General features: G+C 57.2%; 16 protein-coding genes. 7 read left to right on the forward strand and 9 right to left on the reverse strand.

Features of this window, described 5'->3' with window-relative positions:
* Nucleotides 1-41 precede the first annotated feature (41 nt).
* Nucleotides 42-479, forward strand: coding sequence for an excinuclease (locus QMG46_RS19785; protein ID WP_281849593.1), 438 nt, complete (start codon nt 42-44; stop codon nt 477-479).
* Between the two features lie 153 nt (nt 480-632).
* On the opposite strand, the gene QMG46_RS19790 is transcribed toward QMG46_RS19785, so the two are convergent.
* The gene (locus QMG46_RS19790) at nt 633-2798 is read right to left on the reverse strand and encodes a TonB-dependent siderophore receptor (RefSeq protein ID WP_281849594.1); all 2166 of its coding nucleotides are present in this window, start codon (nt 2796-2798) and stop codon (nt 633-635) included.
* 246 nt (nt 2799-3044) lie between these two features.
* Here QMG46_RS19790 and QMG46_RS19795 point away from each other — a divergent pair, with 246 nt between their 5' ends.
* Nucleotides 3045-4202: an isovaleryl-CoA dehydrogenase gene (locus QMG46_RS19795; protein WP_281849595.1), complete on the forward strand. Its 1158-nt coding sequence runs from the start codon at nt 3045-3047 to the stop codon at nt 4200-4202.
* A 143-nt stretch (nt 4203-4345) separates the two neighbouring features.
* On the opposite strand, the gene QMG46_RS19800 is transcribed toward QMG46_RS19795, so the two are convergent.
* Nucleotides 4346-4954: a class I SAM-dependent DNA methyltransferase gene (locus QMG46_RS19800; protein WP_281849596.1), complete on the reverse strand. Its 609-nt coding sequence runs from the start codon at nt 4952-4954 to the stop codon at nt 4346-4348.
* Nucleotides 4955-5039: 85 nt separating this feature from the next.
* On the opposite strand from QMG46_RS19800, the gene QMG46_RS19805 reads away from it, so the two are divergent.
* The 3 genes from QMG46_RS19805 to QMG46_RS19815 all read left to right on the forward strand — a co-directional run bounded on the left by QMG46_RS19805 (nt 5040) and on the right by QMG46_RS19815 (nt 8229).
* The gene (locus tag QMG46_RS19805; RefSeq protein ID WP_281849597.1) at nt 5040-5327 is read left to right on the forward strand and encodes a hypothetical protein; all 288 of its coding nucleotides are present in this window, start codon (nt 5040-5042) and stop codon (nt 5325-5327) included.
* A 136-nt stretch (nt 5328-5463) separates the two neighbouring features.
* The gene (locus QMG46_RS19810) at nt 5464-7008 is read left to right on the forward strand and encodes a DUF1800 domain-containing protein (protein ID WP_281849598.1); all 1545 of its coding nucleotides are present in this window, start codon (nt 5464-5466) and stop codon (nt 7006-7008) included.
* Nucleotides 7009-7026: 18 nt separating this feature from the next.
* Complete coding sequence (locus QMG46_RS19815; protein ID WP_281849599.1) at nt 7027-8229, forward strand: DUF1501 domain-containing protein; 1203 nt, start codon at nt 7027-7029, stop codon at nt 8227-8229.
* Between the two features lie 266 nt (nt 8230-8495).
* Here the strand turns inward: QMG46_RS19815 and QMG46_RS19820 are convergent, their stop codons facing one another.
* From QMG46_RS19820 to QMG46_RS19830, 3 genes are read right to left on the reverse strand one after another with little or no spacing between them, the layout of a single operon-like run.
* Nucleotides 8496-8942 (reverse strand): DUF1579 family protein, encoded by a 447-nt coding sequence (locus QMG46_RS19820; RefSeq protein ID WP_281849600.1) that lies wholly within the window; start codon nt 8940-8942, stop codon nt 8496-8498.
* A 19-nt stretch (nt 8943-8961) separates the two neighbouring features.
* On the reverse strand, nt 8962-9855 hold the full coding sequence (locus QMG46_RS19825; RefSeq protein WP_281849601.1) for a sensor domain-containing protein: 894 nt from the start codon (nt 9853-9855) through the stop codon (nt 8962-8964).
* Nucleotides 9852-10217 (reverse strand): PadR family transcriptional regulator, encoded by a 366-nt coding sequence (locus QMG46_RS19830; protein ID WP_281849602.1) that lies wholly within the window; start codon nt 10215-10217, stop codon nt 9852-9854. The genes QMG46_RS19825 and QMG46_RS19830 overlap by 4 nt, the downstream gene beginning before the upstream one ends.
* 292 nt (nt 10218-10509) lie before the next feature.
* Here QMG46_RS19830 and QMG46_RS19835 point away from each other — a divergent pair, with 292 nt between their 5' ends.
* Both QMG46_RS19835 and QMG46_RS19840 read left to right on the forward strand, forming a co-directional pair.
* Nucleotides 10510-11727: an AAA family ATPase gene (locus QMG46_RS19835; protein WP_281849603.1), complete on the forward strand. Its 1218-nt coding sequence runs from the start codon at nt 10510-10512 to the stop codon at nt 11725-11727.
* Nucleotides 11724-12251: a hypothetical protein gene (locus tag QMG46_RS19840; RefSeq protein WP_281849604.1), complete on the forward strand. Its 528-nt coding sequence runs from the start codon at nt 11724-11726 to the stop codon at nt 12249-12251. The genes QMG46_RS19835 and QMG46_RS19840 overlap by 4 nt, the downstream gene beginning before the upstream one ends.
* 176 nt (nt 12252-12427) lie before the next feature.
* Here the strand turns inward: QMG46_RS19840 and QMG46_RS19845 are convergent, their stop codons facing one another.
* The 4 genes from QMG46_RS19845 to QMG46_RS19860 form a co-directional block, all read right to left on the reverse strand.
* Nucleotides 12428-12688, reverse strand: a complete 261-nt coding sequence (locus QMG46_RS19845) for a YlcI/YnfO family protein (protein WP_281849605.1) — start codon at nt 12686-12688, stop codon at nt 12428-12430.
* 48 nt (nt 12689-12736) lie between these two features.
* Complete coding sequence (locus QMG46_RS19850; RefSeq protein WP_281849606.1) at nt 12737-13288, reverse strand: hypothetical protein; 552 nt, start codon at nt 13286-13288, stop codon at nt 12737-12739.
* 830 nt (nt 13289-14118) lie between these two features.
* Nucleotides 14119-15099, reverse strand: a complete 981-nt coding sequence (locus QMG46_RS19855; RefSeq protein WP_281849607.1) for an AAA family ATPase — start codon at nt 15097-15099, stop codon at nt 14119-14121.
* Nucleotides 15096-17498, reverse strand: coding sequence for an integrase catalytic domain-containing protein (locus tag QMG46_RS19860; protein ID WP_281849608.1), 2403 nt, complete (start codon nt 17496-17498; stop codon nt 15096-15098). The genes QMG46_RS19855 and QMG46_RS19860 overlap by 4 nt, the downstream gene beginning before the upstream one ends.
* Nucleotides 17499-18165: the final 667 nt, after the last annotated feature.

Here is an 18165-nt window from a genome sequence, read left to right on the forward strand (position 1 = left end):
CTGTTGCGCACGTTCTTTTCCACCGAAGGAGGTCTATCCGCATGAAAGCTACTTATCTCGTCGCCGCCCTGCTCTTTGCGTTTCCGGCCGTCAGCATGGCCGCCGACAAAATCGTGCACCTGCCCATCCAGGCGGCGATCGACGGCGCCACCAAGGACGGCAAGCTCGACGGCACGGTGAAGTTCTATCTCGCCGGCAACCATCCGGCCGGCAAGGCGACGGTGGTCAACGACAACGTCACGCTCAGCCGCAAGACCAATGCGTTCGCCAAGTCCGACGAGGACACCTGCAACCGCGTGATGCAGTCGGTGCTGATCGCTTTGCAGGACGATGCCAAGCATGCGGGTGCCGATGCGGTGGTAGACATCGTCAGCAACTACAACGACGTGGTTTACAGCGACCCGAACAACTACGAATGCCATAAGGGCTTCTTGATGTCGGGTGTAGCGGTGAAGGCGAAGTTTGCCAAGGTGCATTGAGGGCGGCTGCAGCGTTCGCTTTGCGAACTGCGGGGAGTAAGGAGCGAGGAGTGAGTGAAGAGGAGTGAGGAGTAAGAGTGAAGGGCAAGAGCAAGAGCAAGGGCTCTTCTCTCACTCCTCACTCCTCTTCACTCACTCCTCGCTCTTGCTCTCTCACTGCAACGCAACCTCCACACTAGCCCGCAACACCCGCGGCGCCCCCTGATTCATGATGCTCTCCCAACCCACCAACCAGTACTTCTCGTTGGTGATGTTGTCGAGATTCAAACGGAACGTCACCGGATACTGCCCCACCCGGGTCGTTACGCGGGTGCCCACGTCGAACGTGTGGTACGCCCCGGCGATATTGCTGTTGTTCGATTCCAGCGGCCGGTTGCCGACGTAGCGACCGCCGGCCGTGAGCACCCAGCCCGGCATGGTCGGCACGGCATATTCGATATAGCTGCTGGCCTGGAAACGCGCCGAACCAAAAGCCCGCTTGCCTTCGACCGTGGGATCGGCGCGCTCATTGGTAGCGTCCAGCCACATCGCGCTGCCTAGCAACGTCCATTGCGAACCGAGCCGGGTCTGTCCGGAGAGTTCAAAGCCGTCAAAGCGCACCTGGCCATCCTGGGTCATGAAGCGCTGGTTGTCGCGCACCACCGAATACGCCAGGCCACGTTCGATGCGAAAGACCGCGGCATTGAGGTTCCAGCTATCCTGCGCGAACTTCGCGCCCAGCTCATATTGCTTGCTGGTCATTGGCGCGAAGACTTCGCCTTCGTTCGCATACCCTTGGCCGGCCGGCACGCTGGTGCCCTCTTCCAGCGACTTGACGTAGCTGGCGTAGACCGTCATCCATGCGGCGGGCTTGTACATCAAGGCGACAGTCGGCGTAACGGGTTTGCGCTCGTACAAGGCATTGCGCTTGCCGTCGCCGAAATAGTTGTAGCCACTTTGCGTGTAGTCGATCGCACGCAGTCCAAGCAATGCCTGCCATTGCTCGCTGAAGGTGACGGTATCACTGGCGAATACCGCGCCCTGTGTTTCGCTCGATGAATCGCGTACGTGGCGAATCAACGCAATCGGCGATTGCGGGAAGTCGCTCGGGTTATGGATATTGCCGATGCCCAGGTCAGCTTCATCGAAGATATTGTCGCCATAGCGTTGCATGTTTTTCTGCCACGCCGCGCCAATAACAACGTCATGCTTGAGTGAGCCTGTTTCGAAATGACCGTTGAGCATCGCCTGCGCGCTGCGATACAGATAGTCGGTGTAACCCAGGTACTGGTGCTCCAGATACTGCCCCTGGTTGTCGAGCAAGAAAATGGCGCTGTCGCGATTGCTTCGCCCTTGCAGCGTCATCGCAGCGTCGGCGCTGAGCGTCCAATCCGGCGAGATGTTCCAGGTGACGCCGGTGGTGGCCATGCGCATGCTGGTGCCATAGCCGGTGTCAGTCGAGCTGATGCGCTGGCTGCCTTTGAGCGGCGACGGGATCGATACGAATTGTGGCCCGTTCGGTTGGCACACACCAAAATCCTGACAGGGGATCACACCGTACATCGCACCACGAATGTGGCGGTCCTGGTAAAGACTGTCGAAGTGCCAGGTCAGTTGATCGTTGATACGCCAGTCCAGGCCCAGCGAGACCGACTTGCGCTTGATGTAGCCGTTGTCGACATAGGTACCGCCCTGCTCGTTCACCGCGTCCAGGCGATAGCCGAACTGGTGATCCTTGCCGAAGCGGCCACCCAGATCGGCCTCCTCGGTGATCGAGGAACGGGAGGTATAGCCCAGGCGAAATGTCGCCGTCGGCTGCTCGGTGGGCTTCTTGGTGACGAAATTCAGCATGCCGCCCGGCTGCGAGAAGCCATACATGAAACCGGACAGCCCCTTGAGCAGTTCGATCTGCTGGAAATGTTCGACCGGGATATCGGCAGCCCATGCCGGCACCGACATGCCGTTGATGCGGTAACCGTTCAATTCGTCGATCTGCAGCCCGCGTACGCTGAAGGCCGAGTTTTCGCCCGAGTAGCCGTTGCTGAAAGGCGTCGTGCTGGCATCGCCCTTGAACACGTCATTGATGTTGTTGGCTTGGCGGTTCTTGATCAGTTCTTCGGTCACCGCGTCGATCGAGAACGGCGTATCGAGCAAGGCACGGTTGCCGAGCGCGCCGGCCGACGCGTTATCGGTGCGGTACGCATCGACCGCCGTCGCATTGACCCGAATGCCTTCGAGTACCGTCGCCTTGCGCGGGTCCGTGGTCGCACCGGTGTCGTCGGCATGGACGGAGGTGGCGCAGGCCAGGGCCAGCGGCAAGAGCTTCAAGGAAAACGACACGGATTTCCGCGACGCGGAAGGCGACAGAATGGAGTTCAAAGTGGTAGCCCGCTATGTGGAAGTCGGCGTCTACCCCTCTGATGGGTACGTCCAGGCAGCAATTTTAATTGATAGTGATTCTTATTTGCAACAATTTAACCTCAGGCTGGGCCTCGATCTGGTGCGGTGCGCCAAGGTCAACATAGCGGAGCCGGCTATCATCTAATGGTTTGCGCGATACAACGAAAGAACAGGAGAAGTTGCACCATGCGTCCCTTCCCGCTTGGAGAAGACATCGACATGCTGCGCGAAAGCGTGCATGCGTTTGCCGAAAAAGAGATCGCGCCGCGCGCCGATCACATCGACCGCGACAATCTGTTCCCGGCCGACCTATGGAAGAAGTTCGGCGATATGGGCCTGCTGGGCATGACCATTCCCGAGGAATACGGCGGCACCGGCATGGGCTTCCTCGCGCATATGGTGGCGATGGAAGAAATCTCGCGTGCATCGGGTTCGGTCGGCTTGTCGTACGGCGCGCACTCGAACCTGGCCGTGCAGAACATTTTTCATAACGGCAATGAAGCCCAGCGCCGCAAGTACATCCCCAAGATGTGCTCAGGCGAATACATCGGCGCGCTGGCGATGAGCGAGCCCGGCGCGGGTTCGGACGTGGTCGGCTCGATGAGCTGCAAGGCCGAACTGAAGGGTGACGTCTGGGTCGCCAACGGTTCGAAGATGTGGATCACCAACGGTCCCGATGCCGACGTGCTGCTGGTCTACATGCGCACGGCACCGCGCGTGGCCGGTAGCCGATGCATGACGGCGTTCATCGTCGAAAAAGGCATGAAGGGTTTTTCGACCGCGCAGAAGCTGGACAAGCTGGGCATGCGTGGTTCGAACACCTGCGAGCTGGTGTTCGAAGATTGCGAAATCCCCGCCGAAAATATCGTCGGCGAAGTGAACGAAGGCGTGCGCGTGCTGATGAGCGGCCTGGATACCGAGCGCCTGGTGCTGTCGGGTGGCCCGATCGGTTTGATGCAGGCGGCGATGGACCTGGTCATTCCGTATGTGCGCGAGCGCAAGCAGTTCAACGCACCGATCGGTACGTTCGGGGTGATGCAGGCGAAAGTCGCCGATATGTACACCTCGCTGCAATCGTCGCGCGGCTTTGCGTACATGGTGGCGCAGCAGTTCGACAGTGGCTTGAAGTCGCGTATCGATCCGGCGGCGTGCTTGCTCAATGCCTCGGAGAAGGCGGTGCATGTCGCGCTGGAAGCGATCCAGGCCTTGGGCGGCAACGGCTATATCAACGAGTTCCCGGCCGGGCGCTTGCTGCGCGACGCCAAGCTTTATGAGATCGGCGCCGGGACGAACGAGATCCGTCGGATGTTGATTGGGCGTGAGTTGTTTCACGGCAAGGCGTAGGTAAGAGCGCCCCCTCACCCCAACCCTCTCCCCCGACAAAGCCAGGGGAGAGGGAGCCAAAAGCGCGCATGATTCAAACTTGCCTCACTGCGCTCCCTCTCCCCTGGCTTCGCCGGGGGAGAGGGCTGGGGTGAGGGGGCTCTTCACTCAACCCACTGCGCCCGCTCCAACGCAGCAATATGTCGATCCAACCGCGGCCCCAGATAACAATGCGAGCCGCACGACAGCAGCCCCACCTCGCGGAACGCCTTCAGATACCACCCCGGGGAACGCTTGTAGAACCCCACATGATCGCCGTCGACATCATCGCGACTGGTAAACAATTCAAGAAACGCGACGCCTTCGAGCATCTCGCCGATCCCAAGCAGGCCCGCGCGAATCTCGGTCGGCTTCAGGTAATGCAGCACATCGGAACAGACGATCAAGTCGAAGCGCTGATCGAACCGTAGTTGTCCCAACTGCCCGAAGGTGGCCAAGCCGATATTGCGCGACCGCCCGTATCGCTCCACCACGTACTCGCTGGCATCGAGCCCGCGATAGTGAACACCTGGCCGTAGCGCGCGCAGCGGTGCGCGCCACACGCCCTCGCCACAGCCCACGTCCAGCACGTTGCGGATCGGGCGCCCCAGGTAATACTCCGCCTGTGCGACCACCATCGCCACTTTGCGTTTGAGCTCGGCAGCCGACCCGACGGCATGCGCCGGATCGCGGTACCACTTGTCGAAATAGGCTCGGTCGTAATGCTTGGTCATGCGCGCATGGTAACGGCATCACCTGCCCCACACACCCCTGGCGCGAGCATGCAACACAGGTTTCCCGACCCATGGAGCCCTAGCCATGCCCTTGATCCGTGTCCGCCTGTTCGGCACCCGCGCCAATGCCGATACGCTCATTTCCACGCTGCACAGCATCGAGGGAATCGAACGCGTCGAAGAACTCGACGACCCGGCGCAGTACACCCGCGACGACTCGAGCTCCAGCGAATCGATCGAAGACAGCAGCAGCGATATGTTCTTTATCGAAGTGGAAGCGCACAACAGCAAACGAGCCAGCGTCGTACGCAATGTGATCGAGCTGGAAGCCGCCCGGCTCGACACCGTGGCCGAGGTTGTCGACGAGTTTTAGTTATCGCAAATTCCTGCGCCCAACCCAGGAATGAATCGCCACCGAATGCGGCCCGCCGATTTCGCGAAACCTGTCGGCGACAACACAGGCTTTTGCGTTGAAGCTTGCAACGTCCTCAAAGCCGGTGCTCTTTCGCATGGAAATTCCGACCGCCCGACGCTCAGCTTACGTGTGGCTTGCTTTTGCCTTGACCTGCGTAGCCGCTACGCCTGCCCTGGCCCGTGAAGAAACCCTTAGTCAGGACGATATCGCCTGGCTGCGCCGCGACAGTTTCGATTTGAACAGCGCCACCGTCGCCCGCTATCGCGAACTCGGCCGCTCCCGCTTTCTCGACGAGCAACTGACCGACCGCGGCACCGACAACCTGCCGCCGGAAATCACTCAGCTGCTCGGCAGCTACGAGGTCAACAGTACGCCCAACGACGAAATGCTGGTGCGGCTCCAGGAAGAACAACAAAAAATTAAGGACATGCCGGACGGCGACGCCAAGAACGACGCGCGCAAATTCCAGCAACAACATGCCAACGATTTACTGCAGCAGTCACAGGAGACCGTCATGTTGCGCGCCGTCTACGGCAGCAACCAGTTGAAGGAACAGATGGTCTGGTTCTGGCTCAACCATTTCAGTGTCTATGGCGCCAAGGGGCGGGTTCGCTGGGTCGTCTCCGACTATGCGCAGAACACGATCCGCGCGCATGCGCTGGGCAAGTTCCGCGACCTGGTGATGGCGACACTGGAAAGCCCCGCCATGCTGGAGTTTCTGGACAATGCGCAGAACGCCAAGGGCCATGTCAACGAGAACTACGCTCGCGAACTGATGGAGCTGCACACGCTGGGCGTCCATGGCGGCTATACGCAGCAGGACGTGCAGCAGCTCGCTCTGATCCTTACCGGCGCCGGCATCGTGCCACCCAAGCGCGGTGGCGAACCGCCCAAGCTCAACCCTCAGATGCAGCCGCTCTACATTCGCCAGGGCGCTTTCGAGTTCAACCCGGCGCGCCACGATTTCAGCGATAAAACGCTGCTCGGCCAGACCATCAAGGGCAGCGGCTTCAAGGAGATTGAGCAGGCCGTCGACCTGATTACGCGCCAGCCCGCCTGCGCGCAGTTCGTCTCGCGCAAGCTTGCCGAGTACTTTGTCGCCGACCAGCCACCGCAGACGCTGATCGACAAGATGGCTCGCACCTTCCGCCGCAGCGACGGCGATATCGGCAAGGTATTGCGCACGCTGTTCGAATCGAAGGAACTGCTGGCATCGCGCGGAAAGAAGTTCAAGGACCCGACGCAGTTCGTCGTCTCCTCGGTGCGGCTTGCCTATGACGGCAAACCGCTCGTCAACGCCAAGCCGCTGCTCAACTGGCTCAATCAATTGGGCGAACCAGCATTCGGCCGCCTCACTCCCGATGGCTGGCCACTCGATTCCGTCGGCTGGTCGAGTTCCGGACAGATGTCCAAACGCTTTGAAATCGCGCGCGCCATCGGCACCGGCGACAACCGCCTGTTCACTCCCGAAGGCAGTCCGAAAGTCGGTGCCGGTTTCCCGATGCTGACCACGCGGCTGTTCTACGACGCGATCGAACCGAACCTTTCCGCTGCCACGCGCGATGCGCTCGGCAAGGCGGCCAGTCAGCAGGAATGGAACACCTTCCTGCTCTCCTCGCCCGATTTCAATTTCCGCTAAGCGATATCGAGGTCAACCATGGATCGCCGCCAATTCCTGTTCACCGCCGCCACTGCCGCCCTCGCAGCACCCGCACTGAGCTTTTCGGGCAAGCTGTTTGCCGCACCCGCGACAACGCCGCGTTTTCTGCTGGTCTTTCTACGTGGCGGCTACGACTGCAACAACCTGCTGGTGCCCTACAGTAGCGACTTCTATTACCAGTCCCGCCCCACGCTGGCGATCGCCAAACCCGATCCGAACAATCCCAATAGTGCGATTGCACTGGATGGCAACTGGGGACTCAACCCCGTACTGCGCGATTCGATCTATCCACTATGGCAACGCAAACAGATCGCCTTCGTACCGTTCGCCGGTACCGACGATATGTCGCGCAGCCATTTCGAGACGCAGGACAACATCGAATCGGGCGAGCCGAGCAACCAGCGCAACGACTATCGCTCAGGCTTCATGGCGCGGCTCTCTGGCGCCATGACCACGGTGCCGTCGATCGCCTTTACCGATGCCCTGCCGTTGAGCTTCCAAGGCAGCAAGCGCGATATCCCCAACATCTCGCTACGCGGTGTCGGCAAGCCCGCCTTCGACGAACGGCAGTCCGCGATTCTTTCGGGCATGTACCAGGGTACGGCGTTGGCTGCCGCCGCCAGCGACGGCCTTGACCTGCGTCAGCGCGTATCGAAAGAGCTGCAGGACGAAATGATGAAGGCGAACCGCGGCGCGCCCACAGCCAAGAACTTCGCCGACGAAACCCAGCGCATCGCCACGCTGATGCGCGACCAATATCGACTCGGCTTTGTCGACGTCGGCGGCTGGGATACCCACGTCAACCAGGGCAACACCACCGGCCAGCTCGCCAACAACCTGAGCAATCTTGGCCAGGGACTCGCCGCGTATGCCAATGCGCTAGGCGACGAATGGAACAACACCATCGTCGTTGTCGTCTCCGAGTTCGGCCGCACGTTCCGCGAGAACGGCAACAAAGGCACCGACCATGGCCACGGTACGGTGTATTGGGTGTTGGGCGGCAAGGTCAACGGCGGTCGTATTGCCGGCGAACAAGTTGCGGTCAATCAGCAGAGCTTGCTGCAGAACCGCGACTATCCGGTGCTGACCAATTATCGCGACATGCTCGGTGGATTGTTGGCGCGTACATGGGGTTTGTCGGGCAGCCAGTTGCAGAGCGTTTTCCCCGGTGCAAAACCCAGGGACCTGCAACTCGTCTAACTCGTCCCTCCCTTCCGGAGCGACTTCAGGGAACCTCGACCCTCCCTACTCGTCATTCCGGCGCAGGCCGGAACCCAGTGGCTTTGTGATCGGCTATCGCGAGAGCCTGCAAAAGTCAGCTCTATCGCGAAAGCTAAAAACTGACGCTACTGGGTCCCGGCCTGCGCCGGGATGACGATAGGAAAACTGAGGTCATTCAAGGCTACTTTCAGCGACAACAGGCCTCAAGGTAACTATGGGTCGCGACTGAAGGTGCTCCTACAAGACTAGGCGGTCTTTCGTCGATACTCCCCACGCATCACCGACTCCCAACTCAAACCACCATCGAACGAACTCTCCAGCGCCAAGCTATACCCGCCATCATCCTTGAACACATACACATGCCGCGTCTGCCCACGCGACGAACTGCGCACAAAGCTCAGCTTGTTCCCATCCCAAAGCCCCTGCGCCGGCGACGACGGCACAAAGCCATAACTGTCGAACCAGAACAACTGAAACTGATCGTGCTCGGGACCGGCAACAAAGACCGCATGCACAGCCAGCGAAGGCTTCCCATCGCGCGTCTCGCGATAATCGAGTATCAACGCCTTCCCACCTAGATCGAACCGCGCATCGATTTCCGCCGTGGCCGGGCCACCCTCGCCCCAACGCGTCGTCGCAATCTGTTCCTCGCCCACCCACTGACCGACCAGCTTATGCAGAACCTCGGACATGCTTTGCGTCTCCCAGGAATCAGTTGCTCGAACGCGGTACCAGCAGATGCTTGGCGATATGCCCATGCATCTGACCCAGCGCGCGCACCAGATGCATCGTGGTGAACAGCAGGACAACGCCGATTACGAACAGGAGCACCACCGACCAGGGCCCGGCGAACCGGACATCGTCGAAATGCACATCGAAGCCCAGCGTGTCGGTCCAATAACCCAACGGCGCGCCGATAAACGCCACCGATACCGCCAGCAAGGTAATCGTGAGCGTGAAATAGATGATCCCCAGCGGCAGCATCAGGACCATGTAGAACAACGTCGTCCAGGTATGCCCATCGGTAAACAAGGCACCGATGCGCTTCATCAGCGATAACCCCTGCGTCGGATACGGCGGTCGGCGCGGCATGCGCACCCCGAGCATCGCCTCGACGATGCGACCTTCGATCAACGACAAGGCGCGCACCGTGCCCAGGAACAGGATGATGAAGGGAATGCCGACGATCAGCACCGACAAGCCCGCCGACAGCGACGTACCCGTCACTGCCCAGACAAAATAGAAAATACCCGTGGCCAGCGCCAACACCATGTAGAACATCGAGCCCCACATGCGCGGATCGGTGGCGACACCAAAGAAGCGCCCCGCCCAGGTCCGGCGTTTCGGCTGCGGCGGCGGCCGCAACGCGCGCTGGATCTTGATCTCCTGGTCGCGATAGATATCGGCCACCTCTTCGGGCGCACCGTACGTACTGACCACGTGCTCAAGCATGTCCTTCTCACTGCGGCCGGGCTGCTCGGCCAGTTCGGCGCGCAGGTGTTCCTCCGCGTCGTACAAGGCATCCTGGATCAGCGCCGGATCGGCGCCGCGCAAAGCGGCACGCAATTGATCGAGATATTCGGCGATCGTGCGCGGCGTATTCATGCAACACCTCCCTGCAAAACGGATTCGACGGAATCGCGCGTGGCACTCCACGCGGCAACCCACTCGCGCAAGACTTCGCGCCCCAGCTTGGTAATACGGTAATAGCGACGCGGCGGCCCACTCACCGAAGGCTCGACCTCGCTAGCCAGCAAACCGGCCCCCTCGAGGTTGCGCAGCACCGGATACAAGGCACTCTGCTTCCCCGCCAACACGCCCTCGCCCACCTCTTCCAGCCGCTTGGCGATCTGGTAGCCATACAACGCCTGGCGCGACTGCCCCAGCACCGCCAACAGCACCAGCGACACCGTCCCGGAGGCCAGTTCCTTCTGAAACTTCTTCAAATGGCTGGCGATGTCTTCCACGACTCACCTGCAGGGCGACTTATCTATGACTCCATCATAGTGTGAAGTTCACACTAGAGCATGGGCTGGAGGTCATGGGGGGATTTACGGCCAGACTTTGGGCATGACACCAAAGTATGTACGGGATGTACAAACATTGGTGTCACGAAGCATGTACAGACATTGGTTTCAGCAGGATCGGGGCGAATTGAGATTTGGCGATGAAGAAAGAGCTTAGTTCGACACAATAGACAAAATTTTGTCGATTATTGTGTTTTATGGCAGGCTAAGCCTATCTAGAGAAGGCACTGCCATGCTGCATAGGTATTCAATAAAGAATTTTCTCAGCTTCGCCGAACACACTGAGGTTTCGCTGAGAATGACCGAGAAGGTCGGGAACACGCCCTGGGCTGCACGCTCACCGTCTGGTCAACGGCTTGCCACAGCAATGGCCGTGATCGGTCCCAATGGCGGCGGCAAGACGTCGTTGCTGAAGCCTCTAGCTTTCCTGAATTGGTTCATCGCCGACTCGTTCCATACAACGCCACCCGGCGAACCAATACCGATCAAGCCTCACTTCACCAGGCCGAACGAACCCGTCGAATTCGAACTCGACGCCGACGACGGCGAGGGTACTTTGTGGCGCTACGTCCTGAAGGCAACGCGACAGCGAGTTCTACACGAGGCCGTCTATCAGAAGCCAAAGAAAAAAAAGGCCTTTTCATACGTGTTCCTGAGAGATTGGGACGAATCAACTGACACGTATGCCATCAAGCAAAAGGGTTACGGCTTTTTGTCGAAAGAAGCAAAAAGGGTACGACCCAATGCGTCACTAATCTCGACTGGAGCTCAATACGGCGTGCAGATGGCTCAAGCGTTGGCCGGCGCAAACTTGTGCACCAACATCAACGTAATGGGTAGGATTTATGGTGAGCAGTTCGGCGCTCTTGCCTCTGCAGACTTCCATCACAACCCCGACTTGCGTACTCAGATGGAACAGTTGTTGAGATCTTGGGATTTGGGCCTGTCTGGTGTCGATATACGCGAATTGCCTGCGACAAATTCTCCCCAGGAGGCGGAATCTACACAGGGTAATGAAGCGAAACCGCGATATATCGCTTATGGCATACATAAGCTCAAGGACGGCTCGACTCACGAGCTTCCGATGTTCGAGGAATCAAATGGAACTAGGGCCGCTTTTGTCAATTTGTGGATGCTTCTCGATGTGTTGTCCGCGGGCGGAATAGCCGTAATCGATGAACTCGAGAGCGATATGCACCCCCACATGCTTGAGCCGCTGCTAGGGCTTTTCGCGAACCCGAGAACGAACCCCTACCAAGCTCAGATTATTTTTACTTGCCACGCCGCGGAGGTTTTAAACCTACTCAATAAATCGCAGGTCATGCTGGTCGAAAAATCAAACTGTGAAAGCCAAGCATGGCGTTTGGATTCAATGGCAGGGGTGCGCAGCCAGGACAACCTATACGCCAAATACATGAGCGGCGCATACGGAGCAGTACCGAAACTATGACTCCGCCGAAAAAGAGAGCGGTACGTGTCACACTCCTGATTGTTGGCGAGGGAGACGCCGAGGTTACTTTTTTGCGGCATCTTCGCGCTCTTTATGGGGCAGAATTAGGAAGGTCTGTCACGATCAAAAATGCCTTTGGGGGCGGTGGTCATCAAGCACTTCAGCAAGCTATACGGGAAGTGCGCTTTCTGGCCTACGACAGAGTAGTCCTGATGATCGACAACGATACCCACTGGACCGATGCAGATCGAAGACAAGCAGAGAAAGCAAAAATTAGGGTGATCGAATCCTCACCCTGCATTGAGGCGACTCTCTTGAAAATCGCCGGGCATAGACCGAAAGAATTAACTGCAGACTTGAAGAAACAGTTCGCGAACATATTCGGTTGCGAAGCACATGAGACCGATTACTTAGACAAACATTTCGGGCGCGTCGTTGTAGATCGCGCGAGAGACAGCGTACTTGAACTCCATGACTTAATGAACCACATGGGTATCGCCAAGCAAAGGAACATGACACTGTAGGCGCCAGTGCGAAAGATATTTCAGCAGGATCGAATAGTACTCATGAAAGACTTGCAGAAGTATCAATAATGCCCAGACAATCTTGCAGATCTAACCGGGATTTCATCATATACGCATCATGCGTCGAAGCTGGCATCTTCAAAACCTCACAGAGGTCGCTGGAGCATCTGCACTGACTAACTTGAGTGCTCCTTCAGAACAATCTCGAGCTCTTTCAGGACATCTCCTGCAGCCACATAGCCTCCCTTAGCCCTGGCTTCATCGCGCGATACTATTGCGCGGTCAACAAAATTGTTCATCGATTGTCGCCGAGCCACTGAGCCGCCCAAAGCCGCCTCTATAAATTCAGCAAGCGTTTCGCTTGGCCCGAGCACCTCGCCGATGGCTTTCAGAAGAACAGGACTGATCAATTGGGGCATATCTTTTTCACTCATCATGTGGTCCTCGTTCAAAATGTTGAAAACTTACCACCCACCTAGTTGCTTCTACTGCCCATAGATGTGCTCACCCCACTTACCAACCACCCATTCTACTGCGCTTCGAATTGGAAGCTCTTTTTCGTAGCTTTCGATGCGATATTGGGCATAGGCGTCGGTCGCGGCGCTGGCACCATCCAGAACCTTGATCGCATCAGTAATGTCCAGCTTCGCGACATCCACAACTATATCCAAGAGCGAGCCAGATTCGTGCCCGCGGTCACGCGCATTGAGAACGTGTCTTGCAGCCAAGTACGATCGTCTTAGATCACCTAGATGACGAGGATCGCCCTGCTTCGAGTAGAGGGTCTCGTAGTCTCGATAGGCTCCGGGCGAAGAATCCCTCACGGTTATCTCCGCCACCCTGAGAGGTTTCAAAAGTAGATCTAGAGGAGGCAAGTACGGTGGATTCCTATCAACCATGTATCCGATCAGTCGAGTCGCTACGTAGATCCGCTGAGCCCGGTAGGCCGATGGAAGCGGAAGATAGGACAGTCCTGGCCACTGACCGAATAGCTTTGGACCGGATGACTCATCGGGCGCATTGAGAAACTCGCTCATCGAGATACCTTGCACGGCGCACAAATTAATTAGTGATCGGATCGTTGGCCGCCATGACTTGCGGACTGCTCTCATGTAAAAATCACGAAAAATAGGGCGCCCAGGCGCTTGTGCGCATCCATCATCTCGAGCATTCATCTGAAGCCTACGGATGAAACGCTCGTATTCTGACCAGGCCATCGGACAGGCTCGCGGCGTCGCACAATACTCAACTAGCTCCAAAACCTGTTTGTCCACCCACATGAGGAAACTCGGCAACCGGCTGCTCTTTACCTGATGCCCTAAGCGCTTGCCGCATGCGGAACACAGCCTTCGTCGTTCTAAGTCATGGACCCGCGCTTGAACTGCACCACATCTGAAGCACATATATTCAAGCTTGCACTCATGCACCGGACAGCACCCAATAAGATCGATACTCCACACCAATGGCTCGTAGGATGCTTCGTCCCAGTACTCGAAACACATAGGACACCAACGCCTCCGCTGTCTTCCATACAAATCGCCTTTACCTGAAAGGATCTCCGATAGGGACCACAGAGTGCCAAACCGCAAGTTACCTTGACCTGTCAACGCCTCCAACTCAATTATCTCCTCGAACACAGGGTCAGTAGTTCGAAAATCAAACTTCTTTATCCTTGAAGATACTGACTGAGGTCTAATCAACTTGATCATCTCTCCGCTGGCAAGTCCTGTGGTCCACATCAGACGATCAAAGTAATACGAAAGCGATTCAACCAAGGGAGTCTGAATTCCACGAAGGGCAAGCGGTGGGAGAACTGTCCAACATTCGAGCAATGTAATCCCAAGATGTTGAGACCCTTCCTTTGCCATCACTGAAGAATCCGCTGAATGGCAACTGCGTCTGCCGGCGCCCTAAGAAAGTCAAACAGTGCCGCTTCGGCATGGAGCGTAGCCAACGTAGCTCCTCCGCTTACGGCGCCTTCCAAGTGCCGTTTACATATAGCCGAGCATCCTTCAAGAAATCGTAGGTCATCGGCGCGCCAATAAAACGCCTCAACCTCTCCGAAGACCCCAGCGCTGGATGCATAAGCTAAATCGAGAGTGTCACGCACAAGTCTCGTACGACTGAATTGATAAGACCTTGAAATCGTCGTCGCCAACCGTTCGAAGTTGTTCCTATCATCCGGTTTGTCATGACGATAGCGATCGATGAAGACAAACCTCGATCGTCTGAGAACCTCGGCATTCCCTTCCCACAACGAAGCCACCTTCGGCACACCAAAAAGCACCAGGGTCAGTCCTATCTCCTCCGCCAAGCACATGTAGTTCACCATGTGGTCTACAGGACGCTTTGACTGGTGCGTGTAGGTAAGTGATGCAGCTTCCTCTATAAATATTGCCTTCACACTTCGAGCGATCGCCATACGTTCTACGTATGTCCGCATCTGATGTTCTGTGAGGCTTTTTTTCAATCCAAGGCCAAGTGGCCCCTTCAGCTTCTCGTCCATTCGCATGTGGGGGCCATCAGGACTTTCAACGTCAGATCTGCTCAGAGCCCAGCTGATGTCGGGCTCCAAAAGCGCTAGGTACAAACGGGCCGTGAACTCCTTGGGATTAAAAGTAGATCTGTCTGTTGGCGTGGCACGCACCGGTACAACCGGAAGCTTCCCTATGCCCCAAGTTTCGGGGGAACCAGCTGACGACCGCATGACGCTATAGCGAATCTCAGACTTTCCCACCCCAGACATTCCGACCACAAAGACGATCTGCCCCCGCATCCGCGTATCAAGGGCTCGCATAAGTGCATGCCGCCCTTGCTCGAAGGCGGGATGCTTGATGATGGTCCTCATTCTGAATCCTCGGTAACAAAGGGCTGGGTCGACTGATCAGGCGACGACCATCTTCTCTTTCGTCGCTTCGTGACCGAGATTGTCTCGATTGTCTTGTTATCGGCTGGCATCAAGTGCTCTGCACTTCCCGCCGTGGCATTTGCCTCGGCCGTTCGAATAGCACGATCTATCCTCGCAGCGCGGCGAATCCGGGCGTTCTCGCCGCGAATATCTCGATCAAACAGAGCCTCGGATAGCTTATCCATGTCGCCACGCCCCTCATTCCTGAGGCTATCTGCCGTTGTCGCCAGTACCCATCCGGAAGAGAACTTGACGTACATCCGACGACTATCGACACAGTCCAGCCGCTTTTCCAAAGCCGGCGAAGTGCCAATCCGATGCAAGAGTTCACCGCTCGTGTAGGTTCGCTGTAGATGCCTAATGCCACGCCCTCTTTCTACTTTGATATCACGTTCGATAGGAACAGATGTAGCAATGAGAAAATCATCTCGACCGGTCACTCGAACGACACCGGCCGCCCCGAACAGTTCTGACAAGACTTCGCTCTTCTCTTTCGGGCTTAAGCGATTCGCACCATGTGGCACCGATGACATATCTGAGAATAGGTATATATCCAGCAGATCAACGATCGTCTTGTAGTTGTGTACTGCCGTTACCCGACTCTTCTGGCGAGCAGTCACGGAGCGGCCACACTGATCGGGAGCCGTGCTACCAAGGAACTTATGGGCATGCTCCGCATTGATCCTACCCAAGGCATTTTCGGCTAAAGAGTTCTTTCTAGGATTCCCAGGAGGCGGCTGCACCCTTGTGGCACCGTACACAGAACAGAATGATTCAAACCACTCACCGGTGTATTCAGAACCGCCATCGGCCACCCAGTAGCGCGGAAGAAATCCCTGACGATGAAGGACGTCCCGAATCAAAACGGCAAGAGCATTCCTACAAGCATGGCCAAACATCACGGCTCGGCCAAGCGGGCGACCGGTGGCTGAATCCATCGCGATATAGACTGTTGGACACTCGAAGCCGAGATTCGCGATCAGGTCGGGACTACAACGGACGTCGAATTTCGTTGCATCAACGTGGGCCATGAGCCCGGGAATCAGACATCTCAACGTTCGGTCCGATGGATCGATGGCCGGCTCAGCGGCGTGGTATGCCCTATAGCCGCCCTCCGTGTACGCTCGGACCAGATGATTGACCCCGCGAAGTCGGTTATGAAATGTGGTCCTGCTGGGCGTTCGAATCCCTTCGCGTTCGCAATGGATACGTAATGCATCGTGGGCCTGAACCTTAGTGCGAAGTAGCGCATCAGTCCGGAATTGCTTTATTGCCCAGGCAAGTGCCTTCTCCTGATCGTTGGTTAGCTGCTCAACCCTCCGGCCAGACTGGCCGTAGCGGGTTACGCAAACCGCTAAGGCGCTGTCTCCTGATTTTCGCGCTTCAGCAACCCGCCTAACCAGTGGCGCGTATCGACGAGTAAGCCTTTCCTTACCCTCCAACATTCGAAGAGCCCTCTCCAAACGCATAACACCGCGCTCGTGATCTACCGGGCGGGCCATTAGGACGGCTGAACTAAGGTTTGGTTGCGCCAGGCCGGACCGTAAGTCTGCAAGCATCTGATCATCGTACTCACGTGCACGACTCTCTGATCCGTAGAGCGTGAACCGCTCTGCGGCGTCTATCGGAATCGATTTTATCGGGCTATGTAGGTACCCCTTTGCCATGGCAGCGAGAACATGTGCTCCCGTAAGACCTTTGATTTGGTCAAGCGCCTCCCTTAGCGTTACAACCCTGGTCGTCAGAATCTTTCGTAGATGGCAAATGCAGCGGTCATTCGCGGCATCTATGCAGTTGGAAGTAACGACGCCATAAAGGGCCAAAAGATTGGCCTGATAAATACCGTGCGGCTCGGGCGGCGACCAGATCTCATAGCTGAGTCCTCTGTGTTCAGCCCACTCCATGACAGCAGGCCTCAACCATCGATCGTTGCTTAAAACCCACTCACCAGGGTGTTCCAAAGCTAGCTTCTCAAGTCTTCGACGTGGCTTGCATTCGATGAGACGAATGTGGTCTTTGTCGAGAACCATGAAGTCGATTGTCATTGAGGATGTCTTACCATAGCGCTCGATGTTCTTGGGACTGACTTGTACCCAGTACTCGTGGCTACAGCCAAAGACCTCGAGCTCAAGCCCGAAAAGGAACTCACCGGTATAACTCTCAAAACGCCGTCGCGCGCCATTTCTGGCGGAATAGAAGTCGACGAGGATGTTCTTCAGTCCTCTCTGCGAGAGCTTTCTCGACGGACTATTTAGGCGCATCTCCTCCACCTCGCGTATGACAGTGGGGGGCAGTTGTAAAGCTTGATAGTAAGCGGCTCGATTTGCCTCAGACAGCATGGGTAGGCCCTCTTACAAGGCGCACGGAACCCTAACGGCGACGGACCGTCGCTGAGTTCGTGGCACACGGGAACGGACTCGCACCACAAAGTGGCGAAAGTGCTTGACGTGTTCCTGGGAAGGCACTAAAACTGGAAGGGAAGCAGGCCACTCAAAAGCCTCGCCTTCACTTTCGAGCCTCGCGTCTAGTACACGCGGGGCTCGAGCGTTTATAGCGCCCCATAAAAAGCGCTATCTGCTCATGGCTTACCCTCCGTCGATGTATTGGTCGCGGGACTGGCTCCACGGGTAATGGCCTGCAGCCAGTTTCGAACAGCAGGTGTCGCGGCAAACCAACCCCTGCGACCGGGAACCTGAAACATCTCTATAGGGAGCCGGCCCGCCTGCCTAGCCTTCGCTAGCGCGCCAGTCGACGGGTATCCGAGTAGCCGCGCGGTCTCCGAAGCCGTAAGAATGGGCACGTTCGGAAGGTAGCTATCCAGATCCACGTGCATGTGTGCGCTGGCAATCATTAGGACTCCTCTTGATCGAAGCGTGATGCTTGGTCGTGCTCAGGCTAGCTCCATCGCGAGGATTCAACACCTGCGCGCCTGGATGGGGCATTCGGGCCGAACCTTGTCCGGCCGGACACACCTCTCGTACGCGACACTGCTACCAGCCGGCACCG

This window comes from Dyella sp. GSA-30, from assembly GCF_027924605.1.
In the GTDB taxonomy this organism is placed as follows: Bacteria; Pseudomonadota; Gammaproteobacteria; order Xanthomonadales; family Rhodanobacteraceae; genus GSA-30.

Coding starts and splice junctions, on each gene's coding strand:
- QMG46_RS19845 (WP_281849605.1), bottom strand. CDS start 12,688: ATGATGAGTGAAAAAGATATGCCCCAATTGATCAGTCCTGTTCTTCTG.
- QMG46_RS19840 (WP_281849604.1), top strand. CDS start 11,724: ATGACTCCGCCGAAAAAGAGAGCGGTACGTGTCACACTCCTGATTGTT.
- QMG46_RS19810 (WP_281849598.1), top strand. CDS start 5,464: ATGGAAATTCCGACCGCCCGACGCTCAGCTTACGTGTGGCTTGCTTTT.
- QMG46_RS19815 (WP_281849599.1), top strand. CDS start 7,027: ATGGATCGCCGCCAATTCCTGTTCACCGCCGCCACTGCCGCCCTCGCA.
- QMG46_RS19805 (WP_281849597.1), top strand. CDS start 5,040: ATGCCCTTGATCCGTGTCCGCCTGTTCGGCACCCGCGCCAATGCCGAT.
- QMG46_RS19850 (WP_281849606.1), bottom strand. CDS start 13,288: ATGAGCGAGTTTCTCAATGCGCCCGATGAGTCATCCGGTCCAAAGCTA.
- QMG46_RS19800 (WP_281849596.1), bottom strand. CDS start 4,954: ATGACCAAGCATTACGACCGAGCCTATTTCGACAAGTGGTACCGCGAT.
- QMG46_RS19795 (WP_281849595.1), top strand. CDS start 3,045: ATGCGTCCCTTCCCGCTTGGAGAAGACATCGACATGCTGCGCGAAAGC.
- QMG46_RS19855 (WP_281849607.1), bottom strand. CDS start 15,099: ATGAGGACCATCATCAAGCATCCCGCCTTCGAGCAAGGGCGGCATGCA.
- QMG46_RS19820 (WP_281849600.1), bottom strand. CDS start 8,942: ATGTCCGAGGTTCTGCATAAGCTGGTCGGTCAGTGGGTGGGCGAGGAA.
- QMG46_RS19825 (WP_281849601.1), bottom strand. CDS start 9,855: ATGAATACGCCGCGCACGATCGCCGAATATCTCGATCAATTGCGTGCC.
- QMG46_RS19835 (WP_281849603.1), top strand. CDS start 10,510: ATGCTGCATAGGTATTCAATAAAGAATTTTCTCAGCTTCGCCGAACAC.
- QMG46_RS19785 (WP_281849593.1), top strand. CDS start 42: ATGAAAGCTACTTATCTCGTCGCCGCCCTGCTCTTTGCGTTTCCGGCC.
- QMG46_RS19860 (WP_281849608.1), bottom strand. CDS start 17,498: ATGCTGTCTGAGGCAAATCGAGCCGCTTACTATCAAGCTTTACAACTG.